The sequence below is a fragment of the Streptomyces sp. NPDC048643 genome, assembly GCF_040650615.1.
Classification (GTDB): Bacteria; Actinomycetota; Actinomycetes; order Streptomycetales; family Streptomycetaceae; genus Streptomyces.
Genome location: NZ_JBEZHO010000025.1, coordinates 68,970 through 92,791 on the forward strand (window position 1 = coordinate 68,970; position 23,822 = coordinate 92,791).

The window sequence follows — 23,822 nt, forward strand, 5'->3', positions numbered from 1 at the left end:
CCCAGGGTCAGTCGCGTGCCTCCCACTCGGCCGCGACGCGCTCCGCCATCACCGCGACCGCCACGGCGCCGGGGTCCGGCGAGCCGATGCTGCGCTCGCCGGTGTAGCTCTGCCGGCCGCGTCGTGCCTGCATCGGCGTCGTCGCGTCGGCCGCGGTGCGGGCCGTCGTGGCGGCCAGTGCGGCGAGTTCCGCGGCCGTGGCGGGCGGTTCGCCGTCGGCCGTCCGCCGCTCCAGCGCGTCGGTCATCGGGATGAGCGCGTCCAGCAGGGTCTTGTCCCCGAGGTCGGACCTGCCGCGGGCCTTGATCCCGTCGGCGGCGGCCCGGAGCATGGCGACCGCGTCCGCCGCGTCCAGCTCGTCGCGGTCCTTCACGGTCATGGCGGCCCGCAGGAAGGCGGTGCCCCACAGCGGCCCTGACGTGCCGCCGACCCGCTTGGAGATCACCATGGCGACCTTCTTCAGGAACTCGGGGGGCGACTCCGGGTCGAGGGTGTCCCAGTCGGCGAGCACGATCTCGAAGCCGCGGGCGAGCGAGAAGCCGAAGTCCCCGTCTCCCGCGACGGCGTCGAGGTCACCGAAGGCCTTCTCGTTGTCGACCGCGGTCCGGGCGATCGTCCGGACGACGAACGCGAGGTCGCCGGCGGATGTCGTTGGCGTTGTCATGACTCTCCTGACTGACTCTCCTGACTGGCGCGTGATGTCGGTTCCGACGGGAGGGACGGGGGAGGGGCCTGCCCCGCTCGGGCACGCGGATCGCCGGCGGTCCTGGTCGGGTGCTCCGGTACTCCGGTCAACTCGGGGCGGGTGGTGCCGAACCAGGGGGATCGGACAGCGGGGCACCGGTGTGCCCCGCGACCGCTGCGTCTCCGGCCGTGAGCAGCACGGCCAGGTCCGGGAGCTCCACCCACGGGCCCGGGTGCACCCCGAGGGGATCGTTCAGCACCCGGGCCACGGTCTCCTCCGGCGGCGGGTCGCCGAGCGACGTGACCACCAGGGAGGCGCCCGCGAAGTCCTCCTCGCCCGTGTACGCGCTGGTCGTGACGGCGCAGGCGAGCCCGGCGCCGAGCGCGGCGAGCATGCCGTTGCGGCTGTCCTCGATCGCGACGACGGCCGCCGGGTCGAGGCCGAGCCGGCGCACGGCGAAGGCGTAGATGTCCGGGGCGGGCTTCTTGCGCTGGACCACGTCACCGGCGAACACCGTGAAACGCGAGGCCAGTTCGGTGCCCATCGCGAGTTCCAGGACGCTGCGGACGGACGCCTCGGCGGAGGTGGAGGCGACCGCGAGGGTCCAGCCGGCCGCGTGAGCCGCCTCGGCGATCCGTCGCACCCCGGGTCGCGGCGGAATGGCGCCGCTGCGGATGATCCCGGTGTAGATCTCGGTCTTGCGCCGGTGCCAGCGGGCGACCTCCTCGTCCAGTGCGTCCTTGTCCGCGGGCAGGCCCGCGGCGGCGACGAAGTCGGGGGTCAGCAGCGTCTTCATCCGCTCCTTGCCCCCGCCGACCTTCACCTTCTCCGCGTAGTCCGTGTCGCTCCACCGCACCGGCAGCCCGAACTCCTCGAACGTGGCGTTGAACGCGGGCAGATGTCCGTAGCGCTCGGTGTCGGCGAGGACGCCGTCGCAGTCGTAGACCAGCGCGGGCACGGTGTCATCCCGCCCGGCCGGCGCTGCCGAACAGGGTCATCAGCGAACCGGTCATGTCGACGACGTCCTGGCGCACGGACCTGAGCAGCGACGGCGGGTCCCACTTCTGGCGCTCGGCCGCCGTCTCCAGGAAGGCCAGGCTCGACTTCATGAACTTCTCCTTGAGGGCGGTGGAGATGTTGACCTTCGCGCAGCCCCGGGAGATCAGGTCGTGGAACTGCTCGTCCGACAGCCCGCTCCCACCGTGCAGCGCGATCGGCACCGGGTACGCCGCCACGATGTCGGAGACCCGTTGGGCGTCGAGCACGGGAGCCTGCTTGTACGACCCGTGGGCGTTCCCGATCGCCGGTGCGAAGACGTCGACCCCGGTGGTCCGCAGGAACTCCAGGGCGACCTCCAGCGTCTGCTGTTCCGCCGCGGTGTCGCTGCCGACGCCGTCCTCCACGCCGGTGATCGACTCGATCTCACCCTCGACGGCCGCCCCGTACGAACGGGCCTCCGCGACCACCTCCACCGTCTGCCGCATGTTCTCCTCGACCGGCAGCTTCGAGGCGTCGAAGAGCACCGAGTTCCAGCCCTGCCGCAGACACTCCGTGATGACCTCCCGCTCCGGACAGTGATCGAGGTGAAGGGCGACCGGCACCTCGATCCCGGCGGTCATGGCGGTCCACATCGCATACAGAACGTCGCTGCCGATCGACTTCACCGTCTTGACGGAGGTCTGCACGATCAGGGGCGACCGCTTCTCCACCGCCGCGGCCAGCACGGCCTCCATCGTCAGGTCGTTGAACACGTTGATGGCCGGCACGGCGTAGCGCTCGGCGAACGGCCCGGAGAGGATCTCGGTCAGCGGTGCAACACCCACGACGCCTCCACGTTTGCGGCCCCACCCCTTCCATTCCACGCCCGCCGACGGCGCCCCGCCACTTTTGTCAGGGAAGCTCCGGGGAAGGGCGGGAAAGGGGTGGGGCTTCCGTCACCTTCCGTCAGTTTTCCGACGCGTTTCGTTTCCGGTCAGTTTTTCGATCGTTCGCCATCGCCCGTCGACTGCTGTGATGATGTGGATCAGGGGAGCGGCCGGGGAGGCCGTGAGTGATGAGGTCCGGGGGGATCCATGAGCAGTACGACGACGTCCGCGCTGATACGGCTGAAGTCCGCGCAGAAGAGCGCCAAGGGTGTATCGCTGTATTCCCGCTTCGTGAACCGGCCGGTGGGCCGGTATCTCGCCGCCGGGGCCTACCGGGTCGGGCTGACGCCCAACCACGTCACGCTGATCAGCGCGGCGTTCAGTTTCGCCGCGGTCGCGACGGCCGCGCTCGCCGCGCCCACCTGGGCCGCGGGACTCCTGGTGTGGCTCGGGCTGGCCGTGGGCTTCGCCTTCGACTCGGCCGACGGCCAGCTCGCCCGGCTGCGCGGCGGCGGCAGCGCGGCCGGTGAATGGCTCGACCACGTGGTCGACTGCGCCAAGATCACCGCACTGCACACCGCCGTGCTGATCGCCTTCTACCGGAACCCCGGTCACTTCGGGACCGGGGCCGACGCCTGGCTGCTCGTGCCGCTCGGCTTCCAGCTCGCCGCCGTCGTCACGTTCTTCGGCGGGCTGCTCACCGAGAAGCTGAAGCCCAAGGCCGCCCCGGGCGACCGGGCCCCCGAGCCCTCCACGGTGCGCGCGGTGGCCCTGCTCCCGGTCGACCACGGGGTGTTCTGCCTGGTGTTCCTGCTGCTCGGCGGCGGCAGCGCCTTCCGGTGGGCCTACACCCTCCTCGCCGTCGCCGCCGTGCTCTTCCTGGCGGCCTTCCTCACCAAGTGGTTCCGGGAGCTGTCCGCAGTTCGTCGTTGAACCGCGTCCCGTCCAGGGCGTCGATGGCGCGCCGCAGCTGGGTGCTCGACGTGTGCACGGTGTACGGGAAGTAGACGACGTCCACTCCTACGGCGGCGAAGTCCTTCTCCAGCCGCTCGCCCTTCGGGGTGTCCCGCCAGTCGTCGCCCTTGAAGATGACGTCGAAGCGGACCTGCTTCCACGTCTCCAGCTTGTCCGGCACGGTCTCCACGAACGCCGCGTCGACGTGCTTGATGCTGCGGACGATCTCCAGCCGCTCCACCAGCGGGATCATCGGAAGCCTGCCCTTGGCGTGCTCGGCCATCTCGTCCGAGACGACGCCGGCCACCAGGTAGTCGCACTGGGCACGTGCGTGACGCAGGATGTTCAAGTGCCCTATGTGGAAAAGATCGTAGGCGCCCGGTGCGTAGCCCACGCGGTACGGCTTGCTCGATGGCACAAGTGCCCCCCTTGTTCGTTTTTGGCCCCCAGAGCGCACCCCTTTCCGGGGGATGCGCGGACTTTGACGATAGCGTTCATGCATGGTGCAGGGAGGGTGAACAATTAGGGTGCGTCCTGGGTCACTTTCGACCGGCGCGGGGACCGGGGGGTCCCGTGGGACGCAGACACACAGGGGAGGCCGCAGTGGCGGCCGGGGGGAAGGTTTCGTCGCGTGACACATACCCACGACGAGCGTCGTGACCGGAGCGGTACGGGGGTCGCCGGTCCGGCGGGGTCCGTTCCGGTGCAGCGCACCAATGAGCCGGACATCGGCGGACGCACCGACAAGGAGGGCGAAGTCGGGCCTTCCGGACGTCGGTTGCTCCTGGTGTCCACCAACTACGCGCCCGAGCACACGGGCATCGGCCCGTACGCCACCGGCATCGCCGAGCACTGGGCGAGCCGCGGCCACGAGACCCATGTCCTCGCCGGGCTGCCGCACTACCCGTCCTGGAGCCTCGACCCCGCCTACCGCAAGGTGTGGCGGGCCACCGAGCAGCGGGCCGGTGTCACCGTGCACCGCAGGCGGCACAGCGTCCCGCCGCGCCAGAGCGCCCTGCGCAGGGCGTTGTTCGAGAGCTCGATACTCGCCCACGGCATGGTCGCGCCACCCCGCACCGGCCGTCTCGACGCCGTGCTCGCCCAACTGCCCAGCCTCGCCGGAGGCGTGCTCGGCGCCCGCGTCGCCGCCCGGAACCGGGCACCGTTCGTCCCGGTCGTGCAGGACCTCATGGGGGCCGCCGCCGCCCAGTCCGGCATCCAGGGCGGTGGCCGCGCCGCCGAACTGGCCGAGCGCGCGGAGTCGTGGGTGCTGCGGCGCGCCACCCTGGTCGGCGTCATCCACGAGACGTTCGTCGAGCGGGTCCGGGCCATGGGGGTGGATCCGGGCCGCATACGCCTGGTGCCCAACTGGTCGCACATACAGGCCCCTTCGGCGCCGCGCGAGCGTACCCGTGAACGGCTCGGCTGGCGGCCGGAGCAGACCGTGGTCCTGCACTCCGGGAACATGGGGCTCAAGCAGGGGCTCGAGGTACTGGTGGACGCCGCCCGCCGCGACCCGGACACCCGGATCGTCCTGATGGGCGACGGCAACCAGCGCGAGCACCTCGCCGCACTGGCCGAGGGGCTGCCCAACCTGGAGTTCCTGCCCTCGGTGGACGACGCCGACTTCCCCGACGTGCTGGCCGCCGCCGACGTCCTCGCCGTCACCCAGCGGGCCTCGGTCCTCGACATGAGCGTCCCGTCCAAGCTCACCTCCTACTTCGCGACCGGCCGCCCGGTCGTCGCCTCGGTCGCCGCCGAGGGCGGTACGGCCCGCGAAGTGCTGCGATCCGGTGCCGGAATGCTTGTGGAACCGGAGAATCCTGATCAGTTCTTGTCAGCGGTGCGTAGACTCGCCGAAGATCCGAAGATGGCGGACGAGTTGGGCGCGGCGGGTCCGCGCCATGTAGCGGCCCATCTGTCACGGGAGGCGGGTCTCGCGCGCATCGACGCGCTGATCGACGAGGCAATGGGGGGACTTGGAAGGTGAACGAGACACACGTTCCCGTCCGGGGAGAGGATGAGCCGGAGCAGTTGCGTGAGCAGTTCCGCCAACTGCTGCGGTACCGGTGGCTGATAGGCGGCGGTGTCGGCATCGGACTGCTGTCCGGAGCCTGGCTCGGCGTCACCGGCGCCGACAGCTACGCCGCCACCACCGACATCGTGCTCCGCGCCCCCACCAGCGACCCCTTCGCGCCTACGCTCTCCAGCGACAAGGCGCTGAACATGGGATCCGAGCGGCAGACGGCCCTCAGCCGCTCCGTCGCGCAGGGCGCCGCGAAGCAGCTCAAGATGAGCGCGGACGACGTGGACCAGCTCCAGCACGGGCTCCAGGTCACCAACCCGCCGCAGACCCTCGTGCTGCACTTCACGTACAACGCGTCCGACCCGAAGGAGGCGGCGCGCCGCGCCAACGCCCTCACCGCGTCGTACATCGACATGCGCAAGGACCAGTGGGAGTCCGTCCGCGACTCGATGCTCAAGAGTCTGCAGGACCAGCTCAACCCGGTCGCCAAGCAGAACGACGAGCTCTCCCGGCAGATCAAGCAGCTCCCCGACGGATCCGCCGCGGACTCCGCCTACGCGGTGCAGGCCAACCTGCTCAACCGCATCACCGACCTCCGCTCCAAGATCACCAGCCTGAAGGCGCTCGACATGACGCCCGGCAACGTGATCCGCAACGCCACGGTCCCCTCCTCGTCCGACGGACCCGGTCTGCCGCTGTCGCTCGGGCTCGGTGGTCTGGTCGGTGTCGGCCTCGGCCTGCTCGGCGCGTGGGTGCGGCTGGTCTTCGACCCCGCGCCGCGTTCGGCGGGTGACGTCGCCCGCGCCGTCCGCGGTCCCGTCCTCGGCGCGCTGCCCCGCGGCTCGGCGGGCACCCTGGTGGTCGGCCACACCGACTCCCGGGCCGCCGAGGAGTACCGCTCGATCGCCTTCCGCCTCGCCTACGACGAGCGGTTCGCCGACCGGCGCCGGCTGCTCGTCGTCGCCCCGCGCGGCTCCATGGAGTCGAGCGTCGCCGTCGCGGTCAACCTCGCCGCCTCGTTCGCCGAGACCGGCAAGAACGTCCTGCTGGTCGAGGCCGACCTGCGCACCCCGTCGCTCTCCGAGCGGCTCGACGTGTCCGCCGCCTCCCTGCCCCGCTGGAGCCGAACCGGCGAGCACGTCGAGGGCGAGTGGCCCACCCGCGGCCAACTCCTCGTCGACGCGGGCGAGTCGGGCGCCTTCGGGCTCGTCCCCGGCGAACGCGTGCGCAACGTACCGCGCGCGCTGACCTCCGCCCGCACCACCCGGCTGATCGCCGAGGCCGACGACCCGGACGCCACCGTCGTGGTCGTGGCCCCGCCCGTCCTCGCGTACGCCGACGCCCTCGCCCTCGTCGACCGTGTCGACGGCGTGCTCATCGTCTGCGACCCGCGGACCGTGCACCGCGCTGACCTGATGCGCATCCGCGAGCTGATCGTCGGAGCGGGCGGCACCGTCCTCGGAGCGGTCACGCACACCGACTCCAAGCGGGTCCGGACGCCCGTCGCGCGCCGCGGCAGCGGACGCCGGTCGCCCAGGAACCAGCCGGCCAGCACCCCCGAACCCGCCAACACCACGGAACCCGAGAGGCAGTTCGACGGCAGCGAGACGGTCGCGCTGCGCACCGTCCGCTCGGGCGACCGGTGACCGCCCCGGAGGAACAGCCGCCGTCCGAGAAGCCGTCCGGCCCGCCGCGTACCCCGCGGCGGTCGGCGGCCGCCCTCGCCTCGGTGCTCGACCAGGCGGCGTCCAGCCTCACCAACATCGCCGTGCTGGTGATCGCCGCCCGCGTCTCCACCACGCACGGCTTCGCCACCTTCTCGATGGTGTACCTCACCTTCACGGTGCTGCTCGGCCTCAACATGGCGTACGTCGGACAGGCCGTCGTCCTCACCCGGGGCGACACCGCCACCACCGGTGCCGCGTGCCGGTCCGCGATCGCGTTCACCTCCCTCGCCTCCACCGTCGTCGGTGTCCTGCTCGCCGCCGTCGGCGCGGTCACCGGCGCCGTCACCGGCGGCTGGGCCGGCCCGGGCGGAGCCTTCCTCGCCCTCGGGCTCGTCCTGCCACTCGTCCTGGTGCAGGACGGACTGCGGTACGCGTTCTCCACCCTGCGGCGCCCCGGGCTGGCCCTGGCCGCCGACACCCTGCGCCTGGTGTGCGTGGTCCCCGCGCTGCTGCTCCAGCCCCGGCACGCCGCACCCGGCCTGCTCGTGGCGGTGTGGGGTGTGTCGGCCGTCCCGGCGCTGTTGCTCGGCCTGCGTCTGCTGTGGCCCCATGTGCGCGGAGCGCGGACGGACCTGCGGCCCTATGTGCGCCGGGGCCACCTCGGACAGCGCTTCGTCGTGGAGTTCGCGGTGGGCAACGCCTCCAGCCAGCTCGCGGTGCTGGGCCTCGGCCTCTTCGCCGCCCCGCTGGCGGTCGGCGCCCTGCGCGGCGCCACCACGCTCTTCGGGCCGCTCAACGTCCTGTTCAACTCGGTGAACGCCTTCGGACCGCCCCTGCTGAACCGGCTGGGCGGGCGCCGGGCCACCACCCGCGCCGCCGCGCTGCTCGGTCTCGTCCTCAGTGTCGTCGGCCTCGCGTGGGGGCTCGTGCTGTACGCCCTTCCCGACCACGTGGGGCGCCAACTGCTGGGCGCCACCTGGCAGTCGGCCGCCGCGCTGCTGCCCGCCTCGGGCGCACAGTACGCGGTGATGGGCCTCGGCACCTGTGCCCTGGTGACCCTGCGCGTGCTCAGCCCGCGCGCCACCCTGTCGGTCCAGGTGGTGTTCTCGCTGCTCTCGGTCGTCTTCATGCTCGCCGGATACGTGCTGACCGGCTCGGCGCTCGGAGCGGCCTGGGGTCTGGCCGCGGGCTCCGCGCTCAAGGCGGTCGCGGCCTGGACCCGCGTCGCTCGCCTGCGGGTGGAGGAACCGGCCCCGGCCACGGCGATACCGGCGGTCCCGGCGAACTGAGGGCCACGGCAGGTCCCCGGGGGAGTGGCCGGAGGGGGCTCCGGCCGTCCTCGGCCGAAGGACCGACGAAGCGCCGTACCGCCCCTGGAGGGCGATGAGTCTCACTGCCACCCGCCGCCCGCCCCGCGACGCGCCCGGTCGGCCTGGGCTCCTGCACGGCGGTCGACGCCAAGTGGGGCGTGTCACGCATGGGTCGTCGGTACGAGGTGCGGTGGCCGGCCTGTTCCCGGCCGCTGGGCGGGTGCGGCCGGAGCCGGTGGTACGGCCTGAGGTGACCCGCCGTCCGCCGGGCGGGGGTTCCCGGCTGGGCGCGGCCCGGTCGGGATGCCGGGGTCAGCGCAGTCCTGTCGCCCGGTCCTGGCGGAACGTGGTGATCAGGGCGATGCAGAACGCGGCGATGGCCACCCGGCCCGACGCCTGGAGCAGGGGGCCCCGCAGCAGGATGAAGGAGTAGCCGGCGACCAGCGGGACGGCCAGGGCGATCAGGCTGCCCGGCCGGGCGCTGCGCACCGCGCGGCGGGCATAGCGCCGGTCGACCCGCGCCGCCGCGTAGCCCAGCGCCACGAATCCCGCGACCATTCCGACCGGGCCGAAGTCGATCCACAGCTCGGCCCACACCGGCGACGAGAGGTTCGTGTTGGTCGCCCCCATCCACTGGCCGACCATGACCCCGGTGTCCATCGGCTTGTCGGGCCAGATCGAGCGCGGGACCGCGAACAGCACCGAGCCGGCCATCTGACGGCCGAAGGTGTGGCCACTGCCCGACCGGACGTACGTGATGGTGTTGGCGAACATGCCGACCTGGTCGTAGTCCTTGAGGGCCAGTGGCTCCAGGGGCGACGTGGTCTGCACCGGGCGGTAGTTGGCGTCGTCGTAGCGGAAGCGGTCCGCGAACGGGAAGACGACCAGCGCCACGATGACACCCAGGCTGAGCGCGATCCGGTAGAAGGCCGCGCTCACCGGGAAGACCGTGAACAGCAGCGAGAAGAGAACGGTGAGGAACCAGAAGCGCGGGTTGGAGATCGGGTTGTTGACCACCGCGTTCAGGGCGGCCAGCGCCCCCCAGACCGCGATGATCACCACGGAGCGTCGCGCCCGCCGCGAGGTCACCAGCCAGCGTGTGTAAGCGAGCCAGGCGATGAGGGCGGGCACGGTGCCGAAGCCCCGCACGATGGCCTGTCCGGCCTGCGAGTCCGCCTGGGAGAGCCCGGCCTCCTGGACGCTGCTGATGATCTCCTGGCGGCTGGTGAAGAACACCGCGGGGCCGCCCAGCTTGACCACGAGGAGCGCCGAGCCGAAGAAGGCGATCACGGTTAGCAGGTACAGCCGGCGCCGGTGGACGAGCGCCGGACGCAGCTTGTCCTCGCGCTTCCGCTCGGGCCGCTGGCGTGCCAGCAGGGTGCCGATGTCGAAGGCGACACAGCCGATCAGGACGAGCGCGACCGCCTCCGTCAGATCGGTGCGCGCGCCCACCACTGGGGTCGGTGTGCGGCCCAGCACGGCCTGCGCGAGCGGCGCGACGCCCATCGCCATGTAGACGAACAGCCAGAACGAACCGGCGAGCAGTTTGCGCCGGTTGGAGAGGATCATCGTGGAGAGCCGGATGCCGGCGTACATGGTGAGCGCCAGCTGGAGCCACAGCGCCGAGTCGTGCAGACCGGTGCCGGGCTGGACCAGGACGAGCAGCGGCAGGAACACCGAGAAGCCGAGGACGAGCGGGACCGACAGCGCGCGGGAGAGGAGCGTCCGTGGCCGGAAGGGCGGCACCGCCGCCTGCCAGCCCCGCTCCGGTGGCCCGGGCGTGCTGGTCGTGCCCCGGTCCATCTGCTGCGTCATGGCGCCCCCGCCCCGAAAGAGATCCCCGGCGCAGTCTAACGAGCCCTGGCCTGCGGTGAACGGTCAGCTACTAGAGTGTGGCGAAGTAGCGTCCGGGGAGACGCTGTTGGGGGGAATGGTTCGATGCGTGATCTCCCGGCCTTCACACTGGCCGGATACGACAAGGGGCGCGGGATACTCGTCCAGGCGCTCTGGTTCGCGGTGATGAACACGGTCTTCATGGCGTGGTTCACCCCGGCCCGGGTCAGGACGGCCCTGCTGCGGGCCTTCGGCGCCCGGATCGGCACCGGGGTGCTCGTCCGGCACCGGGTGCGCGTGCTGTGGCCGTGGAAGCTGACGGTCGGCGACCACACCTGGATCGGCGAGGGGGCGTGGATCCTCAACCTGGAGCCGGTCACCCTCGGCGCCCATGTGTGCGTGTCGCAGGAGGCCCTGCTGTGCACGGGCAGCCACGACCACCGCGCCGCCGACTTCCGGTACCGCAACGCGCCGATCACCGTCGACGACGGCGCCTGGGTCGCGGCCCGTGCCACCGTCCTCGCCGGGGTGAAGGTCGGCCGCTGCGCGGTCGTCGGTGCGGGAGCGGTCCTGCACACCGACCTGCCCGAGCTGACCCTGCACACCGCCGACAACCGGCGCCGACCCGTCGAGGAGCCGGCGTGAGAGTCCTGCACGCGGTCACCCTGCACAGCCCCACCCATGCCTTCGGCGGTCCGGTCCGGGTCGCCCTCAACCTCTGCAAGGGACTGCGCGAACGCGGGCACGACGCCCGGCTCACCGCCCTCGCCGACGGCTTCGAACGGCCCCTGCCCGAGGAGGTGGAGGGCGTGCCCGCCCGCCTTCACCAGGCGCGCAGGATCCTGCCCCTCGGGTTCAGTGGCCTGACCTCGCCGTCCCTCCTCGCCGGCGCCCACCGTCTCGTACGGCAGGCGGATGTCGTCCACGTCCATCTCGCGCGCGACCTGGTGACCCTGCCGGTGGCGCTCGCCGCGCTGCGCGCGGGGAAGCCGCTGGTCCTCCAGACGCACGGCATGGTCGACCCGAGCGAGCGGCGCTCGGCCCGCGTTCTCGACGCGGTCGCGGTGCGGCGGGTGCTGCGCGGTGCCACCGCCGTCCTGCACCTCACCACCCGTGAACTGCGGGACCTGGAGGCCGTGGTGGGCGGGACCGGGCTCGCCGGCGCCGTCCGCCTGGTGAACGGCGTGCCCGCGCAGCCCGAGGGCCCGGCACCGGAAGGACCGCCGCGCATCCTGTACGCGGCCCGGCTCCAGGCCCGTAAGCGCCCCGTCGACCTGGTGGAGGCGGCGCCCGCGATCCTGGCCCGGCACCCCGAGGCGACGTTCGTCGTGGCGGGACCCGACGAGGGCGAACTCGCCGCCGTGCGACGGCGGATCGACGAGCTCGGACTCGCGGCGCGGGTGAGCTGCCCGGGAGCCCTCGACGGGGCCCGTATGACCGAGGAGCTGCGCAGGGCGCACGTGTACGTCCTGCCGTCGGTGGACGAGCCGTTCCCGATGTCGGTCCTGGAGTCGATGGCCGTGGGCACACCGGTGGTGGTGACCGACTCCAACGGCCTGGCCCGCGAGGTGGACCGGGCCGGGGCCGGCCGCGTGGTGACGGGACCCGACGGCATCGCCCCGGCGGTGCTCGACCTGCTGGACCCGGACGCCCGGCGCACCGCGTCGGCGGCGGCCCGCAAGCTCACCGCCGAGACGTTCGCCATGGACGCGGTCCTCGGCACGCTTCTCGACGTGTACGAGCGGGCCTAGCGGCGACGTCGCCCCCTCGTTCGGACCGGTGCGCGGGCGCGCCGGTCCGAACGGCATCCCCCGCTACGCGGGGAGCCAGGCGTAGCAGCCCGAGGAGACGAACGTGGCGGTGCCGGCCGGGACCTTCGCCGTGATCTTCTTCGGAGCGTCCGGGCCCGGGCCCGAGGCCAGCACCTTGTCGCCCGCGCCCAGAGCCTTCCAGGTGCAGCCCTTCGCACTGGTCAGCGCGCGGTAGGTGCCCGGCGCAGGCTTCTTGCGGGTGCCGTCGGCGAAGCCGGTCGCGGCCTGGTCCAGCAGCGGCTTCTGCTTCGGGCACAGCTGGCCGATCGCGTCGTCGGCGGACGGCAGGTCCCCGGCGATGAGCGCGCCGATGGCGGCGTCCTTGTCGTGGGCGGCGGTGCGCTCGACGCGCTGGCAGGTCTCCTGGCCCACCTGGAGCACGGCGGCCGGGTCCATGTTCTTCGGCACCCGGCCGTGCAGGTACTTCTTCTCCTTGGCGGTGAAGGAACCCGTCACCGGGGTGAGCTTCGCATCGGGCAGGACCGGCCCCTTGGACGGGCTCGACGACTCCTCGGGAGCCGGGCTCGCCTGATCGTCCGGGACGCCGGCCGCCTGGTCGTCGGAGATGCTCCGCGTCGGGTTCGCCGCCGCGTCGGAACCTCCGTCCGAGCTGCAGCCGGAGAGCGCGAGGAGGGCGACGAGGGCGCCGGCGGCGGCACCGCGCCGGAGGGACCGGAGAGTACGAGTGTGCATGGTGGCTCCTGCGGCCCGCTCGGGCCGGGTATGAAGGCGGGCCCGCACACGAAGGTGCGGGCCCAGGTGGGGTGGGCGGGGTCCCGGGCACACGGCCCGGCACCCCGCCCACGGGGACGCCGTGAGGGTTACGGCGCCCCGAAGGTCAGCACCAGCTGCGGGGTGTTCTCCGCCGCCGACGCCTCACTGGACCACACCCACAGCGCGTCCGTCCCGGTGCTCGTGAGCGCCAGGCCGTAGCTGCTCCCCAGAGAGGGGGAGAGCGCCGAGGTGTCGAGCGTCGCCGAGTAGACCGTCGACAGGTCGGTGGCCCCGCTGAGGGTGCCGACCGAGGTCGAGGACAGGGCCGGCTTGGAGGTGAAGGTGGTCCCCGCCTCGGTCCAGCTTCCGGTCACCGGCCGTACGGCGAAGTCGTCCGTGCTGCCCGCGGTGCTCAGCGTGGTCGTCTTCACCGCGAGGCGCGCGCTCTTGAGCACGGTCCCGGCCGGCGCCGCCGGCAGGTCGAAGCGCAGGTACGTCTCGTACGCCGCGCTGCCGCGTACCGCCAGCGAGGTGGAGGTGCCGTAGTTGGTGCTCGCGGCACCGGCGTTGACGTACGTGTCGTCCGTGGCGCGGACGGTCTGCACGCTGTCGGCCGGGGCCGAGGCCAAGGTGTAGTGGCTCTGCACCTGGGTCGGGCTCAGCACCGACGGGTAGATCGCGGTCTCGTCGATCTGTCCGGAGAAGTAGTTGCTGGACGGCTGGTTCGGCCACCCGTTGAGGTTGTCGCCGCCGACGTGCCAGTAGCCGCTGTAGGCCTGGCTGTTGGACTCGGCGAGCGTGCCGACCTGGCTGCCGTCCACGTACAGCGCCATCCCGGAGGAACCCTGGGTGGCGACGACGTGGTGCCAGGAGCCGTCGTTGTAGCCGTTGGACGAGGTGATGGTGCGGGCGCTGCCCGTCCACACACCGAAGACCAGCCGGCCGTCGTTGCGCATGTAGACGTGCTTGTCGTAGTTACCACTGGCCCGCGTGGTGTTGTCGCCGAACCCGACGAGCTTGCCGCCACTGGTCGTGGTCGTCTTGAACCAGGTCTCGATCGAGTACTGACTCGGCACCGTGGTGCGCTTGTCGCTGTAGACGATCTGGTCCGAGCCGTTGAACCCGATGGCGGTGGACGGACCGGTCACGGCCGCCGGAGTCTGCCGCAGGGACGGACCGTTGACGTGGATGCCGCTCTGGTCGCCGGGCGAGGTGTCGCCGACGAACGGAGTGGTCGACTCGTCATAGCGCCAGTACAGGTTGGCGCCGTCGTCGAGCACCTTCGCCGCGTACTTCTGGGCGGAGGTCGGCACCGTCACCGTGGCCGTGGCGGACAGCGCGGAGGCGTTGCCCGCTCCGTCGGTCGCGGTCACCCGGTAGCTGTAGGTGGAGCCGGCCGTGACGTTGGTGTCGGTGAACGACAGCTGCGGGCGCGACCACTCCACGGAGTCGCCGTCGACCGTGTACACCGGTGTGGAACCGCCGTTGCGGTACACCTTGTACGTCAGCTTGGTGTCGTCCGTGTCGAGGCTGGCACGCCAGCGGACGCGCGCCTCGGTCGGCTTGACCGACTCCGCGCCGACCGACGGCACCGTCGGCGCGCCGACGTCCGGGGTCGCCGCGAAGCGCGTCAGGCCCTGGGCCGCCGAGCCGTTGACGGTGGTGAACTCGCCGCCGACCCACATGTACTTGTTGTTTGAGGTCTCGGATATCGCCATGGCGCGCGGGCCGATGCCCTCGCCGAGACCGTCGTTGGTGTCCGGGAACCAGCCCAGCTTGTTGGTGCCGGAGGTCGGCTCCGCGAGCAGGTGGTGACGGCGCCCGTCGGGGTACTCCCCGACGCTGGAGCAGTCGTGCGCGTGCGAGGCGCTGTACACGACGGCCTGGTACGACTTGACGGCCTGGGTGGCGCCCAGGCAGGTGTCGCGCCAGCGCTGGTTCAACGTGGACAGGTCCAGCGCGATACGGCCGTCGAAGACACCGCCGCCGGTGCCCTCGTTGCCGGTGTAGAAGCCGGTGGCGTCCGTGTCGAGCGCCTTGACCACCGAGTTGTTCTCGATGAACCCCGGGTAGGTACGCACGTTCGCGCCCGTGCCGGAGTCGACGACCGCCAGGGCGTGCGAGTTCGCGCCGTTGACGGTGAAGAAGTCGCCGCCGAGGATCACGTTGTTGCCGTCCGGGGTGACCGCGACGGCCCGGCCGGGCTCGTCGACGTCCGCCTGGAAGGCCTTGACGGCACCGCTGGTTGCGTCGACCGCCGCGTACCGGTCGTGCGCGGCGCCGCCGACCGAGGTGAAGTCGCCGCCCAGGTACACGGTGTCGTTGGTGACCGCGAGCGTCCGCACGGTGGCGGAGACGCTCGGGTGGAAGTTCGCCTTGGGCGTGCAGGTGGCGATGTCGATCGCGGCGAGGCTGCTGACCGGCGTGCCGTTGACCGCCCCGAAGTAACCGCCCGCGTACAGCGTCTTCTTGTCCGGCGAGACGGCGAGCGCACGGACCGTCGCGCTGCCGCTGCCGATCGTGAAGGACAGGTTGCAGGACGTCGGGTTGCCGGTCGCCGCGTTCAGCGCGACGAAGTTCACCGCGTTCTGCGCCGTGCCGCTGCCCCCCTCGGGCGGACGCACCTGCGAGAAGGTGCCCCCGGCGAACACGGTGCCGCCGGCCTCCGCCAGCGCCCACACGATGCCGTTGGTCTGCCAGGTCGGCAGGTCGTCGGCGGTGAAGGCGACCGGCGCGGTGAGCGCTGCGGCCGGTTGCGGCATGGCCACCAGGCCCAGGCCTGCCGCTGTGGAAAGGACAAGGGCGGCGCTGAGCCCTCTGGATCTGTGCATGAACCCCCCGGCTTCCGGGCCCGCTCGCGGACCCATTGCCTCGGCGTGCCCGGCGGTGTTTCCCCTGATCCGCACGGGCCGCGTGAACTGTTTGCTCGCGAACCATACGAGTACATGACACGTCATGGAACGCACTTGACTCATCTGGTAGGAAATTTCAAGGTGTTCACGGCGTTTCCGTGACTCTCCTGATGCCCACCCGACACTCGCGGCCGCCTTTTCGCAGGTGGCCGACTTCCTCCGCGGGTGGCCCGCGTCAGCGGTCGATGCGCACGACGGCGCCCGCGAGCTCCTTCTCCACCTGCTGCACATCGGCGTCGACCATGATCCGCGCCAGCTCGTCGACCAGGACGGTCGGCTTCCAGCCGAGCAGTTCCTGGGCCTTGGACGCGTCACCGATCAGCGCGTCGACCTCGCTGGGACGCTCGTACTTGGGGTCGTAGCGCACGTGCTCGTTCCAGTCGAGCTCGGCGTGGGCGAACGCCGTCTCCACGAACTGCCGCACCGTGGCCGAGACTCCGGTGGCGACCACGTAGTCCGTCGGCTCGTCGTGCTGGAGCATCCGCCACATCGCCTCGACGTACTCGGGCGCGTACCCCCAGTCGCGCACCGCGTCGAGGTTGCCCAGGTAGAGACGGTCCTGGAGGCCGGCCTTGATACGGGCGACGGCGCGGGTGATCTTCCGGGTCACGAAGGTCTCGCCGCGGCGCGGGGACTCGTGGTTGAACAGGATGCCGTTGACCGCGAACATCCCGTACGCCTCGCGGTAGTTGACCGTGGTCCAGTACCCGAAGACCTTCGCGGCGCCGTACGGGCTGCGCGGGTGGAAGGGGGTGTCCTCGTTCTGCGGGGGCGGCGTCGAGCCGAACATCTCCGAGGACGAGGCCTGGTAGATACGGGTCTCCACCCCGCTCGCCCGGATGGCCTCCAGCAGTCGCAGCGCACCGAGGCCCGTCACGTCACCGGTGTAGAGCGGCGCGTCGAACGAGACCCGCACATGGGACTGGGCGCCGAGGTTGTACACCTCGTCCGGCTGTATCTCGCGCAGCAGGTTCACCAGCGCCACCCCGTCGGAGAGGTCGGCGTGGTGCAGCACGAAGTGCCGCTCGGCCTCCTGGGGGCCCTGGTAGATGTGGTCGATCCGCTCGGTGTTGAAGCTGGACGACCGCCTCACCAGGCCGTGGACCCGGTATCCCTTCGCCAGCAGAAGCTCCGCCAGGTACGAGCCGTCCTGCCCGGTCACGCCGGTGATCAGCGCGGTCTTGGTCATGCGGTGTTCCCCTCCCTGCCGGACCCGCCCAGCGGGCCGGTCCGGTCCGTGCGCCCGCGGTGCGCGGGTCGCATGTCATGAACTACAGGAAATTTCGGCAGAGTTGCCGATCCGGGCGATCCGGCCACGCGGCGCCTGGCATGATCCGGCATATGACCGCATCGCTCCTGCCCGAACGCGCCCGTGTCTTCGTCGCCGGCCACCGTGGCCTGGTGGGCTCCGCCGTGGCCCGCCGGCTCGCCGCCGACGGGCACGAGGTGCTCACCCGTACCCGCTCCGAACTGGACCTGCGCGACGCCGCGCGCACCGCGGCCGAACTGGCCGACCTGCGCCCCGACGCCGTGGTGCTCGCCGCCGCGAAGGTCGGCGGGATCATGGCCAACAGCACCCAGCCGGTGCAGTTCCTGGAGGAGAACCTCCAGATCCAGCTCAGCGTGATAGCCGGTGCCCACGCCGCCGGTGTGGGCCGCCTGTTGTTCCTGGGGTCGTCGTGCATCTACCCCAAGCACGCCCCCCAGCCGATCAGCGAGGACGCCCTGCTGACCGGACCGCTGGAACCCACCAACGAGGCCTACGCCCTCGCGAAGATCGCGGGCATCGTCCAGGTGCAGTCCTACCGGCGTCAGTACGGCGCGTCCTACATCAGCGCCATGCCGACCAATCTCTACGGACCCGGCGACAACTTCGACCTGGAGACCTCCCACGTCCTGCCCGCCCTGATCCGCCGCTTCCACGAGGCCGCGGCCGAGGGGCGTGACGAGGTCACCCTGTGGGGCAGCGGCTCCCCGCGCCGGGAGTTCCTGCACGTGGACGATCTCGCCGCCGCCTGCGCCCTGCTGCTGCGCTCCTACGACGGCGACGAGCCGGTGAACGTCGGCTGCGGCAACGACCTCACCATCCGCGAACTGGCCGCGACGGTCGCCGAGGTGACCGGTTTCACCGGCAGGATCGGCTGGGACACCACCCGCCCCGACGGCACGCCGCGCAAGCTGCTCGACATCTCCCGGCTCGCGGACCTCGGCTGGAAGCCGGCGATCCCGCTGCGCGACGGCATCGCCGCCACCTACGCCCACTGGCGCGGCGGCCTCGACGGCTGACGGGCCCGACCGGCCGACGGACCCCGGCGCGCGCCGCGCGCCGGGGAACTGTGCTCTCACGGGCGGCCCTCTCAGTACGCCCCGCGACCGTCGACGACGGCGCGGAACGTGCGGGCCATGACGTCGACGTCGCTGGTGAAGGACCAGTTGTCGACATAACTGAGATCCAGCTGAACCGTTTCGTCCCAGGACAGGTCCGAGCGTCCGCTGATCTGCCACAGCCCGGTCATGCCCGGCCGTACGCTCAGCCGCCGCCACTCGACGGGGGTGTAGTGCGCCACCTCGTCCGCGAGCGGCGGACGCGGACCCACCAGGGACATGTCACCCTTGAGGACGTTGACGAGCTGGGGCAGTTCGTCCAGCGAGGTGCGCCGCAGCCAGTGGCCGACCCGGGTGACCCGCGGGTCCCGGCGCATCTTGAACATCAGCCCGTCGTTCTCGTTCTCCTCGGCCAGTTCGGCCTTCAGTCGGTCGGAGCCGACCCGCATGGTGCGGAACTTCCACATCACGAAGGGGCGGCCGGACCGGCCGATGCGCTCGTGCAGGTAGAGGACCGGACCCCGTGAGGACAGCTTCACCGAGACCGCGACCAGCAGCAGCACCGGGGCGAGCGCGAGCAGCCCCACCAGAGCGGTGCTCCGGTCCAGGACCTCCTTGAGCAGCGGCTGCATGCCCTCCCGTACGGGAGGGGCGACGCGCAGCAGGGACATGCCGCCGGCCGAGCCGGTCTCCAGGCGCTTGACGGAGACCTCCACCAGGCCGGGTGCGACGAACAGTTCGATGCCGGCGTCGTGCAGCCCCCAGGACAGCCGCCGCAGCCGCTCCCCGGAGGTCGCGGCGCCGGGTACGACCAGCACCAGGTCGGCGCCGAGCCGGTGCACCGCGCTGATCACCAGGTTGGCGTCCTCCGCCGGTGCATCGGGTGCGATGGCGGCGAGCCGCTCCCCGGTCCTGACCCCTGAGGCGAACGGGCCCGAGCCCACCGGGACGGCACCCACCGCCACGTACGGATGGTCCGTGCGTGAGGCGAGATGGGCGGTGACATCGTCCGCCGCGGCGGCCTCACCCACCACCAGGACCTTGATCACCGCCTGCGCGCTGCGGCGCACCGCGGCGAGATGACGGTGAACCGCCTTGCGGCACACCAGGGTCAGCAGCAGGGCCGGCAGCAGCGCCAGCAGGCACAGCGGTGCCCGTAGCCGGATCCCGGCCGAGGCGTGCACCACCGCGAGCACGCCCAGCAGGATGAACCAGTCGTGGAGTACGGGCAGGGTGCCCCGGCTCTCACCGATGGTCCGGGCCGCGTACCGCGAACGGAACAACTGGACGCCCGCCCACGCGAGTCCGGCGACGATGCCGCTCGGCACGGGCCACGGCTGGTGCGCGGTGGAGAACATGACGGTGACCGGTACGCCCGCGCCGACGAGATCGGTGATCAGCGACGCGGGAAGATACCAACGGGACTTGCGTCCCATCCAAAGTGAAGAGCGCGCCCGTGAGCGCGCTTTGCGTGATCTGTCGGATTCAGTGGCCTGAACATCCCACATGTACCCCCCCAGGCACATTCAGCTGCACGAGTCGCCGGACGTCGCGAACACCTATTCGTCGAACATGCGGCACGATGGTGAACAGTACGGCAAACTTGTGTACGCATGTGAGTGTTTACGTGAACGTCACCGAGAAGTGCCGAGCTGTACGAAATCGCGCCCCGGGTCCACCCGTTGATCTTGCGCGACGCCGGACTTCCGAAAATCCGTACGATCATAGAAAGTGCTGGCTACAGTGTGCGCCCGGTGCGGAAGGGGCCGTACCGGGGTGAGGTGGGGAGTACGTGGTGGGGGACAGGAACACGGCCGAGGCCGATGTGGCGGGCGGGGACGCGGGGGCGGACCGGGGCGACGAGCTGGGCAGGACGGGTTCGGATGTATCCGACCCGGTGGACGACGGCGGTCGCGCGGAAGGCGCTCCGGCAAAGGGGGCCGACGCCCCTCCGGTGCGTCCGCGGCGCCGCATGAGTCGCACGCGACGGGTGCTCCTCGGGGCGCTCGTGCTGTTCGCGGTCGCTCTGCTGCTGATGGGCGGAGTCGCCTGGTGGGCCGTCGACCACTACACCGGAAAGGTCGACCGCATCTCCGGGGTCTTCCCGAAGGTGCCCGCCGCGGCCCAGCCGGCCGCTTCCGACGGCGGGCAGACGTTCCTGCTCGTCGGTGTCGACAGCCGCTCCGACCTGCCGACCACCGGCCGCGACGCCAAGGCCCCCGAGTGGAAGTACGGAGCCCAGCGCAGCGACACGATGATGCTGGTCCACCTCCCGGCCGACCACTCCGGCGCGTACGTCGTCTCGCTGCCCCGTGACGCGTGGGTGGACATCCCCGGACACGGCAAGGCGAAGCTCAACGCCTCGTTCTCGTGGGGCGGACCGCCGCTCCTCATCGACACCGTCCAGCGGCTGACCAAGGTGCGCGTCGACCACCTCGCGGTCATCGACTGGGACGGATTCAAGAAGCTCACGGACTCCGTGGGCGGTGTGAACCTCGTCGTGGACGGCGCGAGCCGCCACATGAACGGCACGCAGGCCCTGACCTATGTGCGCGAGCGGCACCACCTCGCGCGTGGCGACTTCGACCGCACGCACCGTCAGCAGTACTTCCTGCGCACGCTGTTGTCGAAGGTCATGCAGCCGTCCACCTTCAAGAACCCGGTCAAGGCCGGCGAGGTGCTGGACGACCTCACCGCCGCCGTGAGCGTCGACGACCGGCTCGGCGACGGCGACCTGCGCGACCTGCTCTGGGACAACAAGAAGGTCCGCCCCGGGAACATGGTCTTCATGAACGCCCCCGCCAAGGGGACCGACACCATCTCCGGCCAGTCCGTGGTCCTGCTCGACCGGACCAACGGATCCGACCTGTGGCGGGCGATGCGCGAGGACGCCCTCGACGTCTACCTCCAGTCCCACGATGTCGACCGGCTCGGCGCCACGACGTCCTGACCGCACGGCGATGATCACGCACGGTGGCCTCTTGAGTGACGTTCTGTCACCCAACAGGCCGCCCGTGCAGTAGAGTTCGCCCCCGGTGGCCCATCGGCGTCCGCGGAGGACACCCATGACGGATCAGCCCGCACGTCCAACGCGCCAGCACCGGAGGCCGCCTGGCACACGGCGGCGCACCGCGCTCGGCGCCCTGTTCGGCCTGCTCCTCATCGGAGTCGTGGCCGGCACGGGACTGGCCCTCGACCGGCAGGACAAGACGTCCTCCGCCGAGCGGGCCAACGCCACGGCGTTGCCCTTCGACCAGCCCTCCGCCGCCGTGCTGCGGGCAAGTCCCCACCTGGTCTTCGCGCACTACTTCACGCCCTACCCGCTCTCCCTCGACAACCAGCCCGCGTCCCGGGACTACTACACCCGCAACTACCTGACGCCCCAGGGCGAACAGGGCAAGCACGCGGCCTACGGCGGACTGCTGCGCGACCGGCCCGAGCCCGTGACCCCGTCGACCGGGAACTGGCAACTCGCCAACCTGGAAAGGGAGGTGAGGACCGCCCGGGACGCCGGGATCGACGGCTTCACCGTCGACCTCCTCTCCCTGACCGGCCCCAACCGCGAGCGGGTCGACCTGCTGCTGCGCGCCGCGCACCGCGTCGACCCCGGGTTCCGGATCGTGCTGATGCCGGACATGACCTCCCTGCACACCGATCCGCGCACGCTCGCCGACCAGTTGGCCGTACTGGCCGCGTCACCCGCCGCGTACCGGCTGGCCGACGGGCGCCTCGTGGTGTCCCCGTTCAAGGCCGAGGCCCAGGATCCGGCCTGGTGGAACCAGGTCACCGCGCGACTGCGCCAACACGGTGTCGGAACCGCGCTCGTCCCGGTCTTCCTGAACTTCCGTGCCAACGCGGAACGCTTCGCGCCCATCAGCCATGCCTTCTCGTCCTGGGGCAACCGCAGTTACGCCCGCCAGGACAACGTCCCCGGCGACGTCCGGCTCGCCCACTCGCTCGGCAAGAAGTGGATGCAGGCCGTCTCCGTGCAGGACGCCCGGCCCAACCAGGGCGTCTACGACGAGGCCGGCAACACCGCCACCCTGCGGTCGACCTGGAACCACGCGATCTCCGACGGCGCCGACTGGGTGCAACTCACCACCTGGAACGACTACTCCGAGGGCAGCCAGTTCGCGCCCTCACTGCACAACGGCCATACGTACCTGGACATCTCCTCGTACTACCTCACGCGCTTCAAGACCGGGGCCTGGCCGCGGATCGTGCGCGACACCGTGTACGTCACCTCCCGCGTCCAGTTCACCGGCGGCGGTGGCGTGCAGCAGGCACGGCTGATGCGGCCCCGCGCGGGGACGGCGACCCCGCGCGACCAGGTGGAGCTGCTCACTTTCCTGACCGCGCCCGCCTCCGTGTCCGCGCGCGTCGGTTCCGTGCCGCACGCCTACCAAGCTCCCGTCGGCGTCAACGCCCATGCGCTGCCGCTGAGTCCGGGCCGCACCCAGGTCGTCGCCCGCCGCGCGGGCGACACCGCGGCAGCCGTCACGACCCGCTACCCGGCCCGACGCACGGCAACCGTCCAGGACCTCCAGTACTACGGGGTGTCGAGCGGTCGGTGACGTCCTCCCCGACCAGATGGGCGGTGGAGGCGGTTCATCCCGGCGGGCGCAGGTTCGCCGGGAGCCGTCAGACGGGCCCGGCCGGCCGAGTCGTGGCCCCGGCCGGATGCGGCGCGGCGTGCTCCAGCGGTGCCGACGGGTCGGTGGACATGTCGAGCGGTGCGGGTTCCGCACCGGCGCGTACGAGGAGGTCGCCGACGGCCGCGATCATCGCGCCGTTGTCGGTGCACAACCGCGGCGGCGGTAACCGCAGTTCGACACCGGCCGCACGGCAGCGCTCCTCGGCGGGCGAGCGCACCCGCGAGTTCGCGGCCACACCGCCGACCACCACCGCCGTGCCCACGCCGTGCTCGACGCACGCCGCGACCGCCTTGCGGGTCAGGACGTCGGCGACGGCCTCCTGGAGTGAGGCCGCCCCGTCGGCCACCGGCAGCTCGCGGTCCCCGTGTCCTTCCGCCCAGCAGGCCGCCGCCGTCTTCAGACCGGAGAAGGAGAAGTCGTACGAGCCGGGCAGCGGGCGCGGGAAGGCGACCGCGCGCACGGCCCGAACGTGCCGCCCGGTCGATGGCAGGGCCGCCCGGGTAGGGCGGCCCGAAGACCCGCGCCACCTTGTCGATCCCCGGCGGCGTCGTCGAGGGTGTCGCCGAGGTGGACGATCGGATCACGGACCAGGTCACGCACCAGGAGCAGCGAGGTGTGGCCGCCGGACACGACGAGCACCACACGGGTCCGGCAGCGGGCCGTGTTCCAGGGTGTCGGCGGCTACGTGCCCGGCGAGATGGTGCACGCCGTAGAGCGGAACGCCCAGCGCGTAGGCGAGCCCCTTGGCGCCGGCCGCGCCCACCCGCAGGGCGCCCGGCAGGCCCGGGCCGGCGGTGACGGCCACGGCGCCGACGTCGGACAGCCGCAGCCCCGCGTCGTCCAGCGCCTGACGGACCACCGGCCGGAACGCGTGGATGTGGGCCCGGGCGGCGATCTCCGGGACGACGCCGCCGAAGCGCGCGTGCTCGTCCATGCTCGACGCCACCGCGTGCCCGAGCAACCGCCCTTCGCTGACGAGCCCGGCGCCGGTCTCGTCGCAGGACGACTCGATACCCAGCACGATCGTCGACCCCATCCGCGACCCTCCTGCACTTGGTCTTCTCT

18 protein-coding genes and 1 pseudogene are annotated in these 23,822 nt (G+C 71.6%); 9 read left to right on the top strand and 10 right to left on the bottom strand.

Annotated features, from left to right (window positions below; genetic code table 11):
* Positions 1–7: 7 nt before the first annotated feature.
* From dhaL to AB0C62_RS24090, 3 genes are all read right to left on the bottom strand, one after another.
* A complete protein-coding gene (gene dhaL, locus AB0C62_RS24080) occupies positions 8–664 on the bottom strand; it encodes a dihydroxyacetone kinase subunit DhaL (protein WP_362976291.1) in 657 nt (218 codons plus the stop codon).
* A 127-nt stretch (positions 665–791) separates the two neighbouring features.
* The gene (locus AB0C62_RS24085) at positions 792–1,643 is read right to left on the bottom strand and encodes an HAD-IA family hydrolase (RefSeq protein WP_362976293.1); all 852 of its coding nucleotides are present in this window, start codon (positions 1,641–1,643) and stop codon (positions 792–794) included.
* 4 nt (positions 1,644–1,647) lie between these two features.
* Complete coding sequence (locus tag AB0C62_RS24090; RefSeq protein ID WP_362976295.1) at positions 1,648–2,508, bottom strand: class II fructose-bisphosphate aldolase; 861 nt, start codon at positions 2,506–2,508, stop codon at positions 1,648–1,650.
* A gap of 249 nt (positions 2,509–2,757) precedes the next feature.
* On the opposite strand from AB0C62_RS24090, the gene AB0C62_RS24095 reads away from it, so the two are divergent.
* Positions 2,758–3,483 (top strand): CDP-alcohol phosphatidyltransferase family protein, encoded by a 726-nt coding sequence (locus AB0C62_RS24095; RefSeq protein ID WP_362976297.1) that lies wholly within the window; start codon positions 2,758–2,760, stop codon positions 3,481–3,483.
* On the opposite strand, the gene AB0C62_RS24100 is transcribed toward AB0C62_RS24095, so the two are convergent.
* Complete coding sequence (locus AB0C62_RS24100; protein ID WP_362976299.1) at positions 3,443–3,922, bottom strand: adenylyltransferase/cytidyltransferase family protein; 480 nt, start codon at positions 3,920–3,922, stop codon at positions 3,443–3,445. The genes AB0C62_RS24095 and AB0C62_RS24100 overlap by 41 nt on opposite strands.
* 366 nt (positions 3,923–4,288) lie before the next feature.
* Between AB0C62_RS24100 and AB0C62_RS24105 the strand changes: the two genes are divergently transcribed.
* The 3 genes from AB0C62_RS24105 to AB0C62_RS24115 are packed head-to-tail and all read left to right on the top strand — an operon-like array spanning position 4,289 to position 8,486.
* Positions 4,289–5,494 carry a glycosyltransferase gene (locus AB0C62_RS24105; RefSeq protein ID WP_362976377.1) on the top strand — a complete coding sequence of 402 codons (1,206 nt, stop codon included), beginning with the start codon at positions 4,289–4,291 and terminating at the stop codon, positions 5,492–5,494.
* The gene (locus AB0C62_RS24110; RefSeq protein ID WP_362976301.1) at positions 5,491–7,176 is read left to right on the top strand and encodes a lipopolysaccharide biosynthesis protein; all 1,686 of its coding nucleotides are present in this window, start codon (positions 5,491–5,493) and stop codon (positions 7,174–7,176) included. Before AB0C62_RS24105 ends, AB0C62_RS24110 begins: the two co-directional genes overlap by 4 nt.
* On the top strand, positions 7,173–8,486 hold the full coding sequence (locus AB0C62_RS24115; protein ID WP_362976303.1) for a hypothetical protein: 1,314 nt from the start codon (positions 7,173–7,175) through the stop codon (positions 8,484–8,486). The genes AB0C62_RS24110 and AB0C62_RS24115 overlap by 4 nt, the downstream gene beginning before the upstream one ends.
* 333 nt (positions 8,487–8,819) lie before the next feature.
* Here the strand turns inward: AB0C62_RS24115 and AB0C62_RS24120 are convergent, their stop codons facing one another.
* Positions 8,820–10,322 (bottom strand): O-antigen polymerase, encoded by a 1,503-nt coding sequence (locus AB0C62_RS24120; protein WP_362976305.1) that lies wholly within the window; start codon positions 10,320–10,322, stop codon positions 8,820–8,822.
* Positions 10,323–10,445: 123 nt separating this feature from the next.
* Between AB0C62_RS24120 and AB0C62_RS24125 the strand changes: the two genes are divergently transcribed.
* The gene (locus AB0C62_RS24125; protein ID WP_362976307.1) at positions 10,446–10,985 is read left to right on the top strand and encodes a WcaF family extracellular polysaccharide biosynthesis acetyltransferase; all 540 of its coding nucleotides are present in this window, start codon (positions 10,446–10,448) and stop codon (positions 10,983–10,985) included.
* Entirely contained in the window at positions 10,982–12,091 is a 1,110-nt protein-coding gene (locus AB0C62_RS24130) for a glycosyltransferase (protein ID WP_362976309.1), read from the top strand. The genes AB0C62_RS24125 and AB0C62_RS24130 overlap by 4 nt, the downstream gene beginning before the upstream one ends.
* Positions 12,092–12,154: 63 nt before the next feature.
* Here AB0C62_RS24130 and AB0C62_RS24135 read toward each other — a convergent pair whose 3' ends face one another.
* From AB0C62_RS24135 to gmd, 3 genes are all read right to left on the bottom strand, one after another.
* Positions 12,155–12,844: a hypothetical protein gene (locus AB0C62_RS24135; protein WP_362976311.1), complete on the bottom strand. Its 690-nt coding sequence runs from the start codon at positions 12,842–12,844 to the stop codon at positions 12,155–12,157.
* A 128-nt stretch (positions 12,845–12,972) separates the two neighbouring features.
* Positions 12,973–15,696 (bottom strand): LamG-like jellyroll fold domain-containing protein, encoded by a 2,724-nt coding sequence (locus AB0C62_RS24140; protein WP_362976313.1) that lies wholly within the window; start codon positions 15,694–15,696, stop codon positions 12,973–12,975.
* Between the two features lie 256 nt (positions 15,697–15,952).
* Entirely contained in the window at positions 15,953–16,966 is a 1,014-nt protein-coding gene (gene gmd / locus AB0C62_RS24145) for a GDP-mannose 4,6-dehydratase (RefSeq protein ID WP_362976315.1), read from the bottom strand.
* Between the two features lie 152 nt (positions 16,967–17,118).
* Here gmd and AB0C62_RS24150 point away from each other — a divergent pair, with 152 nt between their 5' ends.
* The gene (locus AB0C62_RS24150; RefSeq protein ID WP_362976317.1) at positions 17,119–18,063 is read left to right on the top strand and encodes a GDP-L-fucose synthase; all 945 of its coding nucleotides are present in this window, start codon (positions 17,119–17,121) and stop codon (positions 18,061–18,063) included.
* A 71-nt stretch (positions 18,064–18,134) separates the two neighbouring features.
* On the opposite strand, the gene AB0C62_RS24155 is transcribed toward AB0C62_RS24150, so the two are convergent.
* On the bottom strand, positions 18,135–19,538 hold the full coding sequence (locus tag AB0C62_RS24155; protein WP_362976319.1) for an exopolysaccharide biosynthesis polyprenyl glycosylphosphotransferase: 1,404 nt from the start codon (positions 19,536–19,538) through the stop codon (positions 18,135–18,137).
* Positions 19,539–20,074: 536 nt separating this feature from the next.
* On the opposite strand from AB0C62_RS24155, the gene AB0C62_RS24160 reads away from it, so the two are divergent.
* Positions 20,075–21,052, top strand: a complete 978-nt coding sequence (locus AB0C62_RS24160) for an LCP family protein (RefSeq protein WP_362976321.1) — start codon at positions 20,075–20,077, stop codon at positions 21,050–21,052.
* Between the two features lie 115 nt (positions 21,053–21,167).
* The gene (locus AB0C62_RS24165) at positions 21,168–22,676 is read left to right on the top strand and encodes a glycoside hydrolase family 71 protein (RefSeq protein WP_362976323.1); all 1,509 of its coding nucleotides are present in this window, start codon (positions 21,168–21,170) and stop codon (positions 22,674–22,676) included.
* A 67-nt stretch (positions 22,677–22,743) separates the two neighbouring features.
* Here the strand turns inward: AB0C62_RS24165 and tsaD are convergent.
* Positions 22,744–23,793: pseudogene (gene tsaD / locus AB0C62_RS24170) on the bottom strand (tRNA (adenosine(37)-N6)-threonylcarbamoyltransferase complex transferase subunit TsaD).
* Positions 23,794–23,822 lie beyond the last annotated feature (29 nt).

Bases quoted from the DNA above. Each gene is read 5' to 3' on its own strand.
- AB0C62_RS24165 (WP_362976323.1), top strand. From the start codon at position 21,168: ATGACGGATCAGCCCGCACGTCCAACGCGCCAGCACCGGAGGCCGCCT.
- AB0C62_RS24125 (WP_362976307.1), top strand. From the start codon at position 10,446: ATGCGTGATCTCCCGGCCTTCACACTGGCCGGATACGACAAGGGGCGC.
- AB0C62_RS24150 (WP_362976317.1), top strand. From the start codon at position 17,119: ATGACCGCATCGCTCCTGCCCGAACGCGCCCGTGTCTTCGTCGCCGGC.
- gmd (WP_362976315.1), bottom strand. From the start codon at position 16,966: ATGACCAAGACCGCGCTGATCACCGGCGTGACCGGGCAGGACGGCTCG.
- AB0C62_RS24135 (WP_362976311.1), bottom strand. From the start codon at position 12,844: ATGCACACTCGTACTCTCCGGTCCCTCCGGCGCGGTGCCGCCGCCGGC.
- AB0C62_RS24095 (WP_362976297.1), top strand. From the start codon at position 2,758: ATGAGCAGTACGACGACGTCCGCGCTGATACGGCTGAAGTCCGCGCAG.
- AB0C62_RS24160 (WP_362976321.1), top strand. From the start codon at position 20,075: ATGAGTCGCACGCGACGGGTGCTCCTCGGGGCGCTCGTGCTGTTCGCG.
- AB0C62_RS24140 (WP_362976313.1), bottom strand. From the start codon at position 15,696: ATGCACAGATCCAGAGGGCTCAGCGCCGCCCTTGTCCTTTCCACAGCG.
- AB0C62_RS24120 (WP_362976305.1), bottom strand. From the start codon at position 10,322: ATGACGCAGCAGATGGACCGGGGCACGACCAGCACGCCCGGGCCACCG.
- AB0C62_RS24155 (WP_362976319.1), bottom strand. From the start codon at position 19,538: ATGGGACGCAAGTCCCGTTGGTATCTTCCCGCGTCGCTGATCACCGAT.
- dhaL (WP_362976291.1), bottom strand. From the start codon at position 664: ATGACAACGCCAACGACATCCGCCGGCGACCTCGCGTTCGTCGTCCGG.